Source organism: Variovorax sp. Soil_C_26 (assembly GCF_057657075.1).
This window is the reverse complement of sequence record NZ_JBDGJC010000010.1, coordinates 15,331-29,123: the sequence shown is the minus strand read 5'-3', so window position 1 is coordinate 29,123 and position 13,793 is coordinate 15,331. Positions and strand designations below refer to the sequence as shown.

The 13,793-nt window shown below is 68.5% G+C and carries 14 protein-coding genes and 1 riboswitch; of the genes, 11 read left to right on the top strand and 3 right to left on the bottom strand.

The genetic code is table 11. The annotated features are described in order from the left end of the window. Positions 1 to 71 precede the first annotated feature (71 nt). Both AC3A6G_RS23085 and AC3A6G_RS23080 read left to right on the top strand, forming a co-directional pair. Positions 72 to 941 (top strand): DMT family transporter, encoded by an 870-nt coding sequence (locus AC3A6G_RS23085; RefSeq protein WP_487863893.1) that lies wholly within the window; start codon positions 72 to 74, stop codon positions 939 to 941. 154 nt (positions 942 to 1,095) lie between these two features. Then, on the top strand, positions 1,096 to 1,545 hold the full coding sequence (locus AC3A6G_RS23080) for an SWIB/MDM2 domain-containing protein (RefSeq protein ID WP_487860032.1): 450 nt from the start codon (positions 1,096 to 1,098) through the stop codon (positions 1,543 to 1,545). Between the two features lie 102 nt (positions 1,546 to 1,647). Here AC3A6G_RS23080 and AC3A6G_RS23075 read toward each other — a convergent pair whose 3' ends face one another. Then, complete coding sequence (locus AC3A6G_RS23075) at positions 1,648 to 2,421, bottom strand: AraC family transcriptional regulator (RefSeq protein WP_487860031.1); 774 nt, start codon at positions 2,419 to 2,421, stop codon at positions 1,648 to 1,650. Between the two features lie 136 nt (positions 2,422 to 2,557). Here AC3A6G_RS23075 and AC3A6G_RS23070 point away from each other — a divergent pair, with 136 nt between their 5' ends. Beyond that, positions 2,558 to 2,857, top strand: coding sequence for a hypothetical protein (locus tag AC3A6G_RS23070; protein ID WP_487874663.1), 300 nt, complete (start codon positions 2,558 to 2,560; stop codon positions 2,855 to 2,857). On the opposite strand, the gene AC3A6G_RS23065 is transcribed toward AC3A6G_RS23070, so the two are convergent. Beyond that, positions 2,817 to 4,547: a thiamine pyrophosphate-binding protein gene (locus tag AC3A6G_RS23065; RefSeq protein WP_487860029.1), complete on the bottom strand. Its 1,731-nt coding sequence runs from the start codon at positions 4,545 to 4,547 to the stop codon at positions 2,817 to 2,819. The genes AC3A6G_RS23070 and AC3A6G_RS23065 overlap by 41 nt on opposite strands. A gap of 95 nt (positions 4,548 to 4,642) precedes the next feature. Between AC3A6G_RS23065 and AC3A6G_RS23060 the strand changes: the two genes are divergently transcribed. From AC3A6G_RS23060 to AC3A6G_RS23025, 8 genes are all read left to right on the top strand, one after another. Further along, positions 4,643 to 5,299 (top strand): TetR/AcrR family transcriptional regulator, encoded by a 657-nt coding sequence (locus AC3A6G_RS23060; RefSeq protein WP_487874662.1) that lies wholly within the window; start codon positions 4,643 to 4,645, stop codon positions 5,297 to 5,299. A 148-nt stretch (positions 5,300 to 5,447) separates the two neighbouring features. Further along, positions 5,448 to 6,428: a tripartite tricarboxylate transporter substrate binding protein gene (locus AC3A6G_RS23055; protein ID WP_487860027.1), complete on the top strand. Its 981-nt coding sequence runs from the start codon at positions 5,448 to 5,450 to the stop codon at positions 6,426 to 6,428. A gap of 64 nt (positions 6,429 to 6,492) precedes the next feature. Beyond that, a complete protein-coding gene (locus AC3A6G_RS23050; protein WP_487874661.1) occupies positions 6,493 to 7,656 on the top strand; it encodes a Gfo/Idh/MocA family protein in 1,164 nt (387 codons plus the stop codon). 11 nt (positions 7,657 to 7,667) lie between these two features. Next, positions 7,668 to 8,855 carry a dihydrodipicolinate synthase family protein gene (locus AC3A6G_RS23045; RefSeq protein ID WP_487874660.1) on the top strand — a complete coding sequence of 396 codons (1,188 nt, stop codon included), beginning with the start codon at positions 7,668 to 7,670 and terminating at the stop codon, positions 8,853 to 8,855. Positions 8,856 to 8,862: 7 nt separating this feature from the next. Next, entirely contained in the window at positions 8,863 to 9,741 is an 879-nt protein-coding gene (locus AC3A6G_RS23040) for a sugar phosphate isomerase/epimerase family protein (RefSeq protein ID WP_487874659.1), read from the top strand. 56 nt (positions 9,742 to 9,797) lie between these two features. After that, complete coding sequence (locus tag AC3A6G_RS23035) at positions 9,798 to 10,892, top strand: DNA glycosylase AlkZ-like family protein (protein ID WP_487874658.1); 1,095 nt, start codon at positions 9,798 to 9,800, stop codon at positions 10,890 to 10,892. Positions 10,893 to 10,996: 104 nt separating this feature from the next. Continuing rightward, positions 10,997 to 11,167, top strand: a riboswitch (FMN riboswitch). 104 nt (positions 11,168 to 11,271) lie between these two features. Next, on the top strand, positions 11,272 to 11,784 hold the full coding sequence (locus AC3A6G_RS23030; RefSeq protein ID WP_487863601.1) for a 6,7-dimethyl-8-ribityllumazine synthase: 513 nt from the start codon (positions 11,272 to 11,274) through the stop codon (positions 11,782 to 11,784). 32 nt (positions 11,785 to 11,816) lie between these two features. Beyond that, a complete protein-coding gene (locus tag AC3A6G_RS23025; protein ID WP_487860021.1) occupies positions 11,817 to 12,503 on the top strand; it encodes a glutathione S-transferase family protein in 687 nt (228 codons plus the stop codon). Positions 12,504 to 12,515: 12 nt separating this feature from the next. On the opposite strand, the gene AC3A6G_RS23020 is transcribed toward AC3A6G_RS23025, so the two are convergent. Then, positions 12,516 to 13,763 (bottom strand): MFS transporter, encoded by a 1,248-nt coding sequence (locus AC3A6G_RS23020; protein WP_487860020.1) that lies wholly within the window; start codon positions 13,761 to 13,763, stop codon positions 12,516 to 12,518. Between the last annotated feature and the right edge of the window lie 30 nt (positions 13,764 to 13,793).

Genomic DNA, 13,793 nt, shown 5'->3' with positions numbered 1-13,793 from the left:
ACAAGCTCCCATTGACCGCTACCGCCCCCACCTCGAGCCGCCTCGCGGCCTATGGCTGCCTGGCCCTGAGCATGTCGCTCGTCGGCGCCTACGTGGCACTTTCCAAGCCCCTGACCGTCGCGTTCCCGGTGCTGCTGCTCGCGTGGCTGCGCTTCGGCATCGCGGCGCTCGCGATGCCGCACTGGCTGCGCCGCGCGCCCGGCGAACCTCCCATGAGCGGGCGCACGCGCTGGCTCGTGTTCCTCGAGTCGTTCCTCGGCAACTTCCTGTTCTCGATCTGCATGCTGTTCGGCGTGAGCATGACGAGCGCGGTGTCGGCCGGCGTGATCATGGCGTCGATCCCCGCTGCGGTCGCGGTGGCGAGCTGGCTCTTCCTGCGCGAGCGCATCACGGTGCGCATCGCACTCGCCATCGGCTGCGCCGCACTCGGCATCGGCCTGCTGGCGCTGACGCCGGCGCATGCGCCCGCGGCAACGCCCGGCGGCGCGTCGCCGTCCGCGATGCCTTGGCTCGGCAACCTGCTGGTCTTCTGCGCGGTGCTCTGCGAGGCCGCGTACGCGGTGATCGGCAAGTCGCTCACGGGCCGGCTCGGCCCGAAGCGGATCTCGTCGCTGATCAACCTCTGGGGCTTCGTGTTGTCGATGCCGTTCGGCGTGTGGCTCGCATGGCACTTCGACTTCTCGGCCGTGCGCATCGAGATGTGGGCGCTGCTCGTGCTCTATGCGCTCGCCGCGAGCATCTGGACGGTGTGGCTCTGGATGACGGGCCTGCGCAACGTGCCCGCTGCGCAGGCCGGCGTCTTCACCGTGATGCTGCCCGTGAGTGCGGCATTCGTGGGCGTGCTGGCGCTCGGGGAGAACCTCTCTGCGGCACAGCTGGTTGCGTTCGCGCTTGCACTCGTCGGCGTGGTGCTCGCCACGTGGCCCGCACGCCGGAGCTGAAGAGACGCATACGCCCCTCTGAAAAAACAACAACTCCCAATGAAAAAAGCGTTTTTTCCCTTGGAAACGCGTTTTTTCTCCTTTAGCATCCGCAGTGCCACTGGAGACGCCAGTCTTTCATTGGTGAACGTTCAACCAAAAAAGGAAATCAACCATGGCAACTGCAAAAAAGGCTCCGGCCAAGAAAGCTCCGGCTAAAAAGGCTGCACCTGCAAAGAAGGCGGCTCCGGCCAAGAAGGCTGCTGCTCCTGCGAAGAAGGCTGCCGCACCTGCAAAGAAGGCTGCTGCTCCTGCCAAGAAGGCTGCTGCTCCTGCGAAGAAGGCCCCTGCCAAGAAGGCCGCTCCCGCCAAGAAGCGCACGCCCAACGCCGCCTTCATGAAGGCGCTGACCCCCAGCCCGGCACTCGCCGCCGTGGTCGGCTCCACGCCGCTGCCGCGCACCGCCGTCGTGAGCAAGCTGTGGGACTACATCAAGAAGAACAACCTGCAGGACAAGGCCAACAAGCGCAACATCAACGCCGATGCCAAGCTGAAGGAAATCTTCGGCAAGCCGCAAGTGTCGATGTTCGAACTGGCCGCGCTGATCGGCAAGCACGTCAAGTAAGCGCACCACCCCGAACGACCTCCGTGCCGCAGGCACCCGGGTCGCTCAGGAAAGCCGGCGAAAGCCGGCTTTTTTTCGTCCGTGCTTTTCTTCCTCGAAGCCTCAGCGCATCGCGTCCACCGCCGGCGCAAGGAAGCGCGAAGGAGTGCAGCCGAAATGCCGCCGGAAGGTCTCGATGAAAGCGCTCACCGAGCTGTAGCCCACCGTGAGCGCCACCGCGGTCACCGGCGCTCCAGCGCCCAGCAACTGCACCGCCTTGAAGAGCCGCGCCTGCTGGCGCCACTGCGCGAAACTCAAGCCGGTCTCGGCCGCGAAGCGCCGCGTGAGCGTGCGTGCCGCCATGCCGATGTGCCCGGCCCATTGCGCGATCGTGTCGTCCGGCGACGGGTCTTCGGCCAGGGCGGCGGCCATCGCGAGCAGGCGCGCGTCGCGCGGCATCGGGAGGTGCAGCGAAGCCCCCGCATTCGCGGCCAGTTCATCGAGCAGCACCGCCACCAGCCGCAACCGGCGCTGCGCCTGATCGGCGTCGGGCTCCTGCGGCAGCGAAAGCAGCCGCGCCACGAGTTCGCGGACCAGCGGCGTCGATGCGAACACATGCGGCTGCGCCGGCAGCGCGCCGGTCAGTGCCGGATCGAGGTAGAGGCTCCAGCCGGCCGTCGCGCCACGGCTGTGCGCCGCATGCGTGCAGCGCGGCGCGATCCAGCCGATCCAACCGGGCGGCAGAACCCACCGGCCGGCCGGCGTCTCGATCAGCAGCAGGCCGGCGCGCAAGGCGAACAGTTGTCCCTGCGCATGCGCATGCGCGTGGGTCACGCGCGCGGCGTCGTGGGCATCGACCGAGAGGTGCAGGTGCGGTGGGGAAGGATCAGCAGCCATCGCGTCCCTGCGCGGATCGATGCATGGCCCGATCGCGATGTCGATCGGCCCAGCGCCGCAAGCCCGCCGAAGGGGTTCTGCCTAGCATCGGAATCCTCATCGATCCACCTATCCCCGTCTTCCCGAAGGAATTGCCATGAAAGCCCAGGATGTCTTGCCCGACGACCACGATTTCGCCCTGCTCGGCGGCCGGACCGTGCGCAAGGGCTCGGTCGGCGCCTTCCTCGCCAACGTGCGCGTGCTCGAGGACGCCGGCGCATCCGTTGCGGAGCGCCAGACCGCACGCGAGGACCTCGTCGCACTGATCCCCACGCTCGAGGCACTGGGCCTGTTCGAGGTGTTCGAGCTGCGCTCGCCCATCCTGCGCGCAGAGGTCGCGCAGCATCTCGCCGCCTTCAGCCCTGCGCCTGTTGCTGCTGCCTTGCCGCGCGCGTGATCGTGCCCAGCGTGCCTCGCGTGCTGATCACCTCGGGGTCGAGCGGAATCTCGATCAGCGTGCCGGTGTCGGCAGCCAGCGCACGCAGCAGCGCGGCTTCGAACTGCGCGGTCTCGGTCACGCGCTCGGCCGCGTAGCCGTAAGCGCGCGCGAGGCCGCAGAAGTCGGGATTGCGCAGCGCGGTGCCGCTCGTGCGCTCGGGGTACTCGCGCTCCTGGTGCATGCGGATGGTGCCGAACATGCCGTTGTTGAGCAGCACGATGATCGTCTTGCCGCCGTGCTGCGCCGCCGTCGCGAGCTCCTGCCCGTTCATGAGGAAATCGCCGTCGCCCGCGATCGTGAAGCCCACGCGGCCGGTCGCGAGGTTGGCCGCGATGGCAGCCGGCACGCCGTAGCCCATCGCGCCGCTGGTGGGTGCCAGCTGCGTCTTCGCGCCCTTGGCCAGGCCGTGGTAGCGGAAGTAGCGGTGCACCCAGCTCGCGAAGTTGCCTGCCCCGTTGGTGATGGCGGCATCGGCCGGCAGGTGCTTCTGCAGCAGCGCCACGACCTCTGCCATGTCGACGGGCCCGCGCGGCGCATCGGCGGGCATGCCCGCGAGCGCCTGCGGCACGAGGTTGGCCTCGTAGTCGGCATGTGCCTGCGCGGTCCAGGCTTCCCAGGGCAGCGTCGGTGGCGCGCTCAGCACCTCGAGGCTGCGCGCGGCGGCGCTCATGCCGGCGTTGATCGCCAGGTCGGCCTGGTAGACGCGGTTGAGCTCCTCGGCGCTGGCATGGATGTGCACCAGCTTCTGGCGCGCCTTGGGCGCTTCGAGCAGCGTGTAGCCGCCAGTCGTCATCTCGCCCAGGCGCGGACCGATCGCAATGACGAGGTCGCTGTCCTTCACGCGCTGCGCCAGCTTGGGGTTGATCGCGATGCCCACGTCGCCCGCATAGAGCGGATGGTGGTTGTCGAAGGTGTCCTGAAAGCGGAAGGCGTTGGCCACGGGCAGGCGCCAGTTCTCGGCAAAGCGCTGCAGCGCCTGCGCGGCCTGCGGCGTCCAGCCGCCGCCGCCCGCGATCACCAGCGGGCGTTCGGACTTCAGCAACAGCTCGCGCAGGCTGCGCAGCGCGCCGGGGTCGCTCCACGGCTGCACGGCCTCGACGCGCGGCAGCGGCCGTGCCGCGGTGTGCGTGCGCAGCATGTCCTCGGGCAGCACCAGCACGACGGGGCCGGGGCGGCCGTTCATCGCGGTCGCGAAGGCACGCGACACGTACTCGGGAATGCGGTCGGCGTCGTCGATGCGCTCGACGCGCTTGGCGAAGCCCTTGGTGCTCGGGCCGAAGAAGCTCGCGTAATCCACCTCCTGGAAGGCCTCGCGGTCGCGGAAGTCGCTGCCCACGTCGCCGACGAACAGCACCATCGGCGTCGAATCCTGGAACGCGTTGTGCACGCCGATCGAGGCGTTGGTGGCACCCGGGCCGCGCGTCACGAAGCACACGCCCGGCCGACCGGTGAGCTTGCCGTGCGCCTCGGCCATGAAGGCCGCACCGCCCTCCTGGCGGTTGACGATGAAGCGGGCGCGGTCGCCGAAGGCATGGAAGCCGTCGAGCACCGCGAGGAAGCTTTCGCCCGGCACGCCGAATGCGATCTCCATGCCCTGTGCGATCAGGCACTCGACGATCAGGTGGCCCGCGGGTTGTGATGTACTCATGAGAAGTCGAACCTCGTTGCAGTCAATGTCTCGGCAATTATGTGCACCCCCTCTCGTCGCCTTGCGTTAATTCACCAAATGGTTAAATTCGCGCCATGAAGGCCCCCAAGGATTCCCCGCCCGAAGCGCTCGAGCCGCGCTCGCGCGACGCCGATCGGTCGCAGCTCGCCATCCTTGCGTCGGCACGCGACGAGTTCGCCCAGCGCGGGCTGGCCGGCGCGCGCATGGACAGCATCGCCGCGCGGGCGGGGCTCAACAAACGCCTCATCTACTACTACTTCGGCAGCAAGGACGACCTGTTCCTCGCGGTGCTCGAGCGCACCTACGCCGACATCCGCGAAGCCGAGCAGAAGCTGCACCTCGACGAGATCGATCCCGTCGAGGCCATCCGGCAGCTGGTCTCGTTCACCTGGCATTACTACCTCGAGCATCCCGAGTTCATCACGCTGCTCAACAGCGAGAACCTGCATGGCGCTGCGCATCTGAAGCGCTCCGGACGCATCCAGGAGATGAACTCGCCGCTGGTGCAACTGCTCGACACGGTGCTCGAGCGCGGCAAGCGCGACAACCTGTTCCGCGCCGGCGTCGACCCGGTGCAGCTCTACATCTCGATCGCCTCGCTCTGCTACTTCTACCTGTCGAACAACAACACGCTGTCGGCGGTGTTCGGGCGCGACCTGCGCGCGCCCAAGGCGATGGCGCAGCGCCTCTCGCACATGACCGACCTGGTGCTCGGGTACGTGCTGCACTGAGCGGCGCACGCCCGTTCGCGGGCCTTTAAGGGTATTCACGGATTCGCAGCGGTTGCGCTGGTGCGGCGGGCTTTCTAGAATCCACAATTCACCCGCTGGTGAATTAATCGATTTCTACGACAAGCGGCCCGCCCGCACGGAGACAACCATGAAGCAACTCGCACGCACCACCGCACTGGCCACGCTCACCTGCATGGCCGCCCTGATGCCGGGCCTCGCGTCGGCGCAAAACGGCTATCCCACCAAACCGATCCGCGTGATCGTGCCGTTCGCGGCCGGCAGCACCACCGACATCATTGCGCGCGCCATCGCCGACAAGATGGGCCAGAGCATGGGCCAGACGCTGGTGGTGGACAACCGCGGCGGCGCCAGCGGCACCATCGGCCAGCAGGCCGTGGCCACGGCCGCGCCCGACGGCTACACGGTCATGATCCACTCGTCGTCGCACACGGTCAGCCCCTCGACCTTTGCAAAGCTGCCGTTCGACACGGTGGCCGACTTCGCCGGGGTGTCGCCCATCTCGTCGCTGTCGAACGCACTGGTCATCGCTCCCTCCAAGGGCATCAAGACGCTGCAGGAGCTGGTGGCGGCCGCCAAGGCCAAGCCCGGCACCATCAACTTCGCATCGGCAGGCCAGGGCAGCGCCACCCACCTGAATGCCGAGAAGTTCAAGATGGCCGCGAAGATCGACGCCACCAACATCCCGTTCAAGGGTTCGGCCGAGGCCGTGACCGAAGTGCTCTCGGGCCGGGTCGACTACTACTTCTCGCCGATCGCGCCGGTGATCGGCCAGATCAAGGACGGTCAGCTGCTCGCGCTGGCCGTGGGTTCGCCCAAGCGCTCCGCCGCCCTGCCCGACGTGCCGACCACCACCGAAGCGGGCGTGCCCGGCTCGGAATTCAACTTCTGGATCGGCATGATGGCGCCCGCCAAGACGCCGCGCGACATCGTCAACCGCCTGCACGACGAGGTGGCCAAGGCACTCGCCTCGCCCGAGGTCAAGGAACGCTTCCTGAAGCTCGGCGCCGACGCCTGGACGCTCAAGCCCGAGCAGTTCGACGCCTACATCAAGGACGAGATCAAGAGCAACGCGACGCTCGTCAAGGCCGCCGGCCTGTCGCCGCAGTGAGCTGCATCGGCCCGTCTCCCTTCTTCTTCTTTCTTCTCTCTCCAACTCCTTTTCGGCTGAAGACATGGCTACACAACGACTCGGACTGATCATGCACGGCGTCACCGGACGCATGGGCATGAACCAGCATTTGATCCGCTCCATCTGCGCAATCCGCGCCCAGGGCGGCGTCACGCTTTCCAATGGCGACAAGGTCATGCCCGACCCGATCCTCATCGGCCGCAACGCCGAGAAGATGGAAGCGCTCGCCAAGACCCACGGTATCGCGCGCTGGGGTACCGACCTGGACAAGGCCCTCGAGAACAAGGAAGACACGGTCTTCTTCGACGCCGGCACCACGCAGATGCGCCCGACGCTGCTCGCCAAGGCGATCCGCGCCGGCAAGCACGTGTACTGCGAGAAGCCGATCGCCACCAACCTCAACGAAGCCGTCGAGATCGCGCGCCTCGCGCAGGAATCGGGCCTGAAGCACGGCGCGGTGCAGGACAAGCTCTTCCTGCCCGGCCTGCGCAAGCTCGACATGCTGCGCCGCGCGGGCTTCTTCGGCCGCATGCTCAGCGTGCGCCTGGAGTTCGGCTACTGGGTGTTCGAGGGCGACCTGCAGCCGATCCAGCGCCCGAGCTGGAACTACCGCAAGGAAGACGGCGGCGGCATGATCCTCGACATGATGTGCCACTGGCGCTATGTCCTCGACAACCTGTTCGGCGAAGTGAAGTCGGTCTCGTGCATCGGTGCCACCCACATCCCGACGCGCTGGGACGAAGCCGGCAAGCCCTACGAGGCCACCGCCGACGACGCGGCCTACGCCACCTGCGAACTCACCGGCCACAACGGCGAGCCGGTGATCGCGCAGCTCAACATGAGCTGGGCCACGCGCGTGCGGCGCGACGACCTGGTGACCTTCCACGTCGACGGCACCGACGGCTCGGCCGTGGCGGGCCTGTCGAGCTGCCGCGCCCAGTCGCGCGTGGCCACGCCGCGCCCGGTGTGGAACCCCGACGAGAAGCAGACGATGAACTTCTTCGACCAGTGGCAGGAGATCCCCGATTCGCAGGCCTATGACAACGGCTTCAAGATCCAGTGGGAGCACTTCATTCGCCACGTGGTCGAGAACGAGCCCTACAAGTGGACGCTGCCCGAAGGCGCCAAGGGCGTGCAGCTGGTCGAGGCCGCGCTCGAATCGTGGCAGGACCGCCGCTGGGTCGACGTGCCGGCGCTGAAGGTCTGAGGCCCGTCGCCATGGCACTGTCGCTGACCCTTCCCACCGCGAGCGGCGCGCTCGCGCCCTACGCCCTGCGCGGCACCGCACCGGTCAAGCCCGACGCGGGCGTCAAGTTCAACCGCATCGCCTACTCGGCCGCCCACGTCGTGGCCGACCCGCTCGCGGCCATCGACCCGTGGCTGCAGTCCGCCGTCGACTGGGACACCACGATCGCCTACCGCCGCCACCTGTTCTCGCTCGGCCTGGGCGTGGCCGAGGCCATGGACACGGCGCAGCGCGGCATGGGCCTCGACTGGCCGACCTCGCTCGAGCTGATCCGCCGCTCGCTCGACGCGGCCAAGGATGTGCCGGGCGCGCTGGTGGCCTCGGGCTGCGGCACCGACCACCTGAACATCGACGACGTGAAGAGCGTCGACGACGTGATCCGCGGCTACGAGGAGCAGATGGCCGCGATCGAGGCGCTGGGCGGCAAGCTGATCGTCATGGCGAGCCGCGCGCTCGCCCGCGTTGCCAAGAGCCCGGCCGACTACGAACGCGTGTACGACCGCATCCTCAGCCAGGCGAAGCAGCCCGTGGTGCTGCACTGGCTCGGCGACATGTTCGATCCGGCGCTCGCAGGCTACTGGGGCACGAAGGATGTCGATGCAGCGATGGACACGGCCGTGGGCATCATCGCGGCGCATCCGCAGAAGGTCGATGGCATCAAGATCTCGCTGCTCGACAAGGACAAGGAAATCGCGATGCGCCGGCGCCTGCCGTCCGGCGTGCGCATGTACACCGGCGACGACTTCAACTACGCCGAGCTGATTGCCGGCGACGGCTTCGGCAGCGAACCCATGCATGGCCAGAGCGACGCGCTGCTCGGCATCTTCGACGCCATCGCGCCGGCGGCCAGTGCCGCGCTCGGTGCGCTCGCGCAAGGCAACACCGAGAAGTTCCACGCGATCCTCGGGCCCACCGTGCCGCTGTCGCGCCACATCTTCGCGGCGCCCACGCGCTTCTACAAGACCGGCGTGGTGTTCATGGCCTGGCTCAACGGCCACCAGAAGCACTTCACGATGGTGGGCGGCCAGCAGAGCACGCGCTCGCTGCAACACTTTGCCGAGCTGTTCCGTCTTGCGGACGCGGCCAACCTGCTCGAACAGCCGGAACTCGCGGTGAAGCGCATGCAAACGCTGCTGGCGCTGCACGGCGTGGAAAGTTGAGCGGCCGATGCGCGATTTCTCGCCAAACCACGACTGGCTGTCGATCAACACCGCCACGGTGCGCAAGCAGTCGGGCGCCGAGGTGCCGCTGGACCGCATCATCGACCAGTGCGCCGAGCGCGGCATCCGCGCGATCAGCCCCTGGCGCGACCAGGTGGCGGCGGTCGGGCTCGACAAGGTGGCCAGGCAGCTGAAGGCGCACGGCATCGGCCTGTCGGGCTACTGCCGCGGCGGCTTCTTCCCGGCACCCGATGCGGCCGGCCTGAAGGCCGCGCTCGACGACAACCGCCGTGCCATCGACGAAGCCAAGACGCTCGACGCCCCTTGCGTCGTGCTGGTGGTGGGCGCCCTGCCCGGCGCGCTCGAAGGCAAGGCGGCCTACACCGATATCGCGCGCGCCCGCAGCGAGGTGCGCGACGGCATTGCCGCGTCGCTCGACTACGCGCGCGAGGTCGGCATGCCGCTGGCGATCGAGCCCCTGCACCCGATGCAGGCCGCCGACCGCGCCTGCATCAACACGCTCGAACATGCGCTCGACATCTGCGACGAACTCGACGCGGACAAGAGCGGCATGCTGGGCGTGGCGCTCGACATCTACCACGTGTGGTGGGACCCGAAGCTCGAGCAGCAGATCGCCCGCGCCGGCCGCGAGCGCCTGCTGGCCTACCACGTGTGCGACTGGCGCACGCCGACGCGCGACCTGCTGTCCGACCGCGGGATGATGGGCGACGGCGTGGTCGAGCTCAAGAAGATCCGCGGCTGGGTCGAGGCCGCAGGCTTCGCGGGCTTCAGCGAAGTCGAGATCTTCTCCAACCTCGATTGGTGGCAGCGCCCAGGCGCCGAGACGCTCGACACCTGCATCGAGCGGCACCGTTCGGCGGTGTAGACCCAAGGATCGGGCAGCCGAAGCAAGGCCTCCCCGCCTGTGCTGCAATTCGGCGCATGGCTGACCCGACCCTCGACGACTTGCGCCGCTACGCGGTGGCGCGCACCCTCTTCCGGCCGACCACGCTGCCGGCCGCGATCCGCCAGCTCGGCTTCGTGCAGGCCGATCCGATCCGCGCACCCGCGCGCGCACAAGACCTCACGCTGCGCCACCGCGTGAAGGACTACCGCGCGGGCGACCTGGAAAGCCGCTACACCCGCCTGGCAGTCGAGGAAGACTGCCTCGTCAACTACGGCTTCCTGCCGCGCGAGCACCTGGCGCTGATGCATCCGCGCGAAGCCCGCACGCAATGGGACGAAGACACCCGCCGCAAGGCTGCCGACGTGCTCGCCTTCGTGCGCGAGCGCGGGGCCGTGCATCCGCGCGAAGTCGAACAGCACTTTGCGCACGGCAGCGTGAAGAACTACTGGGGCGGCTCGAGCAATGCGACGACGCGGCTGCTCGACGGCCTGCACTACCGCGGCCAGTTGCGCGTGGTGCGGCGCGACAGCGGCACGCGCGTGTACGCGGCCGTGGCCCATCCACCCGCCGATGAAAGCCCCGCGGGCCGCGCCCTGCGCGCCGCCGCACTGATCGAACTGGTGGTGCGCAAATACGCACCGCTGCCCGCGGCGAGCTTGACGTATCTCGTGCGGCTGCTCGGCTACGGCGCGCCGCATCTTTCGGCGCAGACCCAGGCCGCGCTGCGCATCGCACGCGAGGATATGCTCGCCAGCTGCCGCATCGACGGCACCACCTGGTACTGGCCCGCCGACGAGAACCCGGCCTCGCGGCGGCACGCGCCCGACGACGCGGTGCGCCTGCTCGCCCCGTTCGACCCGGTGGTGTGGGACCGCCGCCGCTTCGAGCAGCTTTGGGGTTGGTCGTACAAGTTCGAGGCCTACATGCCCGCGCCGAAGCGGCAGTTCGGCTATTACGCGCTGCCGATGCTGTGGGGCGACCGCGTGATCGGCTGGGCCAATGCCGCGGCCGGCGCCGGCGGGCTGCAGCCCGCTTTGGGATATGCCGGCAAGGCGCCACGCGATGCGGCATTCCGCCGCGGGCTCGAGGAAGAGCTCGAACGCATGGCGCAGTTTCTAGTTCGGCGCTGAGCGCCGCATCCGCTCGCCTCGGCCGGCGAGGGGCTTTGGCTCATGGGTGACAGCGTGCCGCCGCTGTCCTGCCTAGAATGGCCCCGCTCCGGTGCAAGCCGGGGCAGCGTTCTCAGGGCGGGGCGAAATTCCCCACCGGCGGTCATGGCGGTTCTCTTCGCAAGAAGGACCGCACGAGCCCGCGAGCGCCCGCAGTCCGACAAGGGCTGCGGGGTCAGCAGATTTCGGTGCGATTCCGAAGCCGACGGTCACAGTCCGGATGAAAGAGAGCGCGAAATGCGGGCCGGCCCCGCGTGCTTCGCCATGGCGAAAAGCGCGTTCGGCTGCCCTGCGGTTTCGTGCGCCCTGATTCAGGAAACCTGCTTTCAAGAGGCACACCATGAGTCAGATCAACGACCTTCCCCTTTCGGCCATCGACGCGTCGGGCCAACCGCGCGGCCAGCGCATCGCCTTCGTGCAGGCGCAGTGGCATGCCGACATCGTCCACCAGGCGCGCGACGCCTTCCTCGAAGAAATGGAGCGGCTCGGCGTGGCCCGCGACACGATCGACGTGTTCGACGTGCCCGGCGCGTTCGAGATCCCGCTGCACGCGCGACGGCTCGCGCGCTCCGGCAAGTACGCCGGCATCGTCGCCTGCGCGCTGGTGGTCGACGGCGGCATCTACCGCCACGAGTTCGTCGCGAGCACCGTCGTCAGCACATTGATGTCGCTGCAGCTCGAGACCGACGTGCCGATCTTCTCGGCCGTGCTCACGCCGCACCACTTCCACGAGCATGTGGAACACCGCAAATATTTCCACCGCCACTTCGCGGTCAAGGGCACCGAAGTGGCCGAGGCCTGCGTGAAGACGCTCGAGGGCCTGAAGAAGGTCGACGCGCTGCTGGCCGCGTGACAACCGGTCACCGGCTGGCGTAATCTGGGCGGATGACTTCCGCCTCCACGCCTTCGAACGACCGCTACACCCTCTACGGCGCGCCCGGCTCGGGCGCCACGCCGGTGCATGCCGCACTCACGCTGATCGGCGCGCAGGTCGACGTCGTCGACGTCGCGCCCTGGGAGGGTGACGCCGAGCGCGAGCGCATCGCGCCGGTCAATCCGATGCGGCAGGTGCCGGCGCTGGTGCTGCCGTCGGGCGAGCTCATGACGGAGAGCGCGGCGATCCTGCTCTGGCTCGGCGACCGCCATCCCGAGGCGGGCCTCTGCCCCGCGCCCGGCGACCCGCTGCGTGCGCGCTACCTGCGCTGGATGGTCTATGTGCCGGCCGCGATCTATTCGATGTTCTGGGTGCGCGACGCGCCTTCGCGGCTCGCGCCCGATCCGGCGGCGCAGCCCGCGCTGCTCGAGCGCACCGCCGAGCGCGTGGCCGAATGCTGGCGCCTGATGGACGCGCAGATCGGCACGCCCGCGCCCTACCTGCTCGGCGAGCGCCTGAGCATGCTCGACCTGTACGTGGCCGTGGTGTCGCGCTGGACACCGCACCGCGAGCGCTTCTACCGCGAGGCGCCGCGCATGGCCGATCCCGTGAAGCGCGTCGATGCCGATCCGCGCCTGGCCGCGTTCTGGGCCGCGCGCTTTCCGTTCGTGCCGGGCTGGGAGCGCGGCGCGGGCTGAAGGGCGTCTCTTTCAGGCGGCCACGAGCGTGGTGCGGCGCGCGCGCGTCACGTTGAACGCGCTCGCGATCAGCATGCCCTGCACCAGCGCGAGGCCCACGATCACGCTCGTGTACTGGCCGTGGTCCATGAGCCGGCCGAACACCAGCGGCGCCAGCGCCTGGCCGATGTCGAGCCCCGCATACACCACGCCGTAGACACGCCCGGTGGCATTGGGCGGCGTCGAGCGCTTGACCAGCAGGTCGCGGGAAGGCCCCGCCACGCCCGTGACCAGGCCCATCGCGCCGAACAGCACCGGCACCAGCACCGGCGGAAACTCCGCGAAGGCCAGCACCAGTGCCAGCGCGGCGGCCACGCCGAAGCCGGTGCCCACGATGCGCTCACAGCGGCTCGGATCGGACGCCAGGAAGCCGCCCACCACCATGCCGGCCGCACTCGCCACCATGTACACCGTTAGGCAGACCGCCACCAGCGCCACCGGCACCGCATGCAGGTGGCCGGCCGCCACCGGCGCGAAGGTCTGCACCACGCTGATCACCACGGCATAGAAGAAAAAGAAACCGAAGCACATCCACACGGCCGGAATGCGCAGGAAGTCGAACGCACCGCCGATCGGCGCCGGCCCGTCCTGCCCTGTGGCCTTGTGCACCGCCGCCACGTCGACCGCGAGCACGCTGCGGTAGAACCAGAGCACGAGCAGCACCACCACCGCCAGCACGCCCGCCGAAGCCAGCGCCACGCGCCACGAGAAGGCGATCGCGATCGGCACCACGAAAGCCGGCGCCAGCGCCCAGCCCAGACTGCCGGTAATGCCATGCACGCTGTAGGCGTGGCCGAGCCGGGTCGGCGCCACCTTGCGGTTGAACAGGGTGTAGTCGACCGGGTGGAACACCCCGTTGCCGATGCCGCCGACGACCGCGGCCAGCAGCAGCATCCAGTAGCTTTGCGCGAGCGCATAGCCGAAGGCCGCCAGCGCCAGCGCACCGAGCCCCACGAACAGCACCGGCCGCGGCCCGAGCTTGTCGACCACGAAGCCCGAAGCGGCCTGCACCACGCACGAGACGACGAAGAACACCGTCAGCACCGCACCGAGTTCGGTGTAGCTCACGTCGAACGCGTCCTTCAGCCAGGGGAACAGCGGCGCGAGGATGAGTTGGCTGAAATGGCTGATCGCATGGGCCAGGCCGACGAGGCCGATCAGTTGGGCATCGCCGCGCAGGTTGGTTGCGGGCGCGGCGTTCGTAGAAGTCGGGGAGGACATTGGATTGCTTACAAAAAACCAGGGCAGGCA

What these genes read in the sequence shown, in the direction of transcription:
- AC3A6G_RS23030 (WP_487863601.1), top strand. Translation starts at nt 11,272, where the DNA reads ATGAGTCAGATCAACGACCTTCCCCTTTCGGCCATCGACGCGTCGGGC.
- AC3A6G_RS23035 (WP_487874658.1), top strand. Translation starts at nt 9,798, where the DNA reads ATGGCTGACCCGACCCTCGACGACTTGCGCCGCTACGCGGTGGCGCGC.
- AC3A6G_RS23025 (WP_487860021.1), top strand. Translation starts at nt 11,817, where the DNA reads ATGACTTCCGCCTCCACGCCTTCGAACGACCGCTACACCCTCTACGGC.
- AC3A6G_RS23085 (WP_487863893.1), top strand. Translation starts at nt 72, where the DNA reads ATGTCGCTCGTCGGCGCCTACGTGGCACTTTCCAAGCCCCTGACCGTC.
- AC3A6G_RS23040 (WP_487874659.1), top strand. Translation starts at nt 8,863, where the DNA reads ATGCGCGATTTCTCGCCAAACCACGACTGGCTGTCGATCAACACCGCC.
- AC3A6G_RS23020 (WP_487860020.1), bottom strand. Translation starts at nt 13,763, where the DNA reads ATGTCCTCCCCGACTTCTACGAACGCCGCGCCCGCAACCAACCTGCGC.
- AC3A6G_RS23070 (WP_487874663.1), top strand. Translation starts at nt 2,558, where the DNA reads ATGAAAGCCCAGGATGTCTTGCCCGACGACCACGATTTCGCCCTGCTC.
- AC3A6G_RS23050 (WP_487874661.1), top strand. Translation starts at nt 6,493, where the DNA reads ATGGCTACACAACGACTCGGACTGATCATGCACGGCGTCACCGGACGC.
- AC3A6G_RS23075 (WP_487860031.1), bottom strand. Translation starts at nt 2,421, where the DNA reads ATGGCTGCTGATCCTTCCCCACCGCACCTGCACCTCTCGGTCGATGCC.
- AC3A6G_RS23065 (WP_487860029.1), bottom strand. Translation starts at nt 4,547, where the DNA reads ATGAGTACATCACAACCCGCGGGCCACCTGATCGTCGAGTGCCTGATC.
- AC3A6G_RS23045 (WP_487874660.1), top strand. Translation starts at nt 7,668, where the DNA reads ATGGCACTGTCGCTGACCCTTCCCACCGCGAGCGGCGCGCTCGCGCCC.
- AC3A6G_RS23055 (WP_487860027.1), top strand. Translation starts at nt 5,448, where the DNA reads ATGAAGCAACTCGCACGCACCACCGCACTGGCCACGCTCACCTGCATG.
- AC3A6G_RS23060 (WP_487874662.1), top strand. Translation starts at nt 4,643, where the DNA reads ATGAAGGCCCCCAAGGATTCCCCGCCCGAAGCGCTCGAGCCGCGCTCG.
- AC3A6G_RS23080 (WP_487860032.1), top strand. Translation starts at nt 1,096, where the DNA reads ATGGCAACTGCAAAAAAGGCTCCGGCCAAGAAAGCTCCGGCTAAAAAG.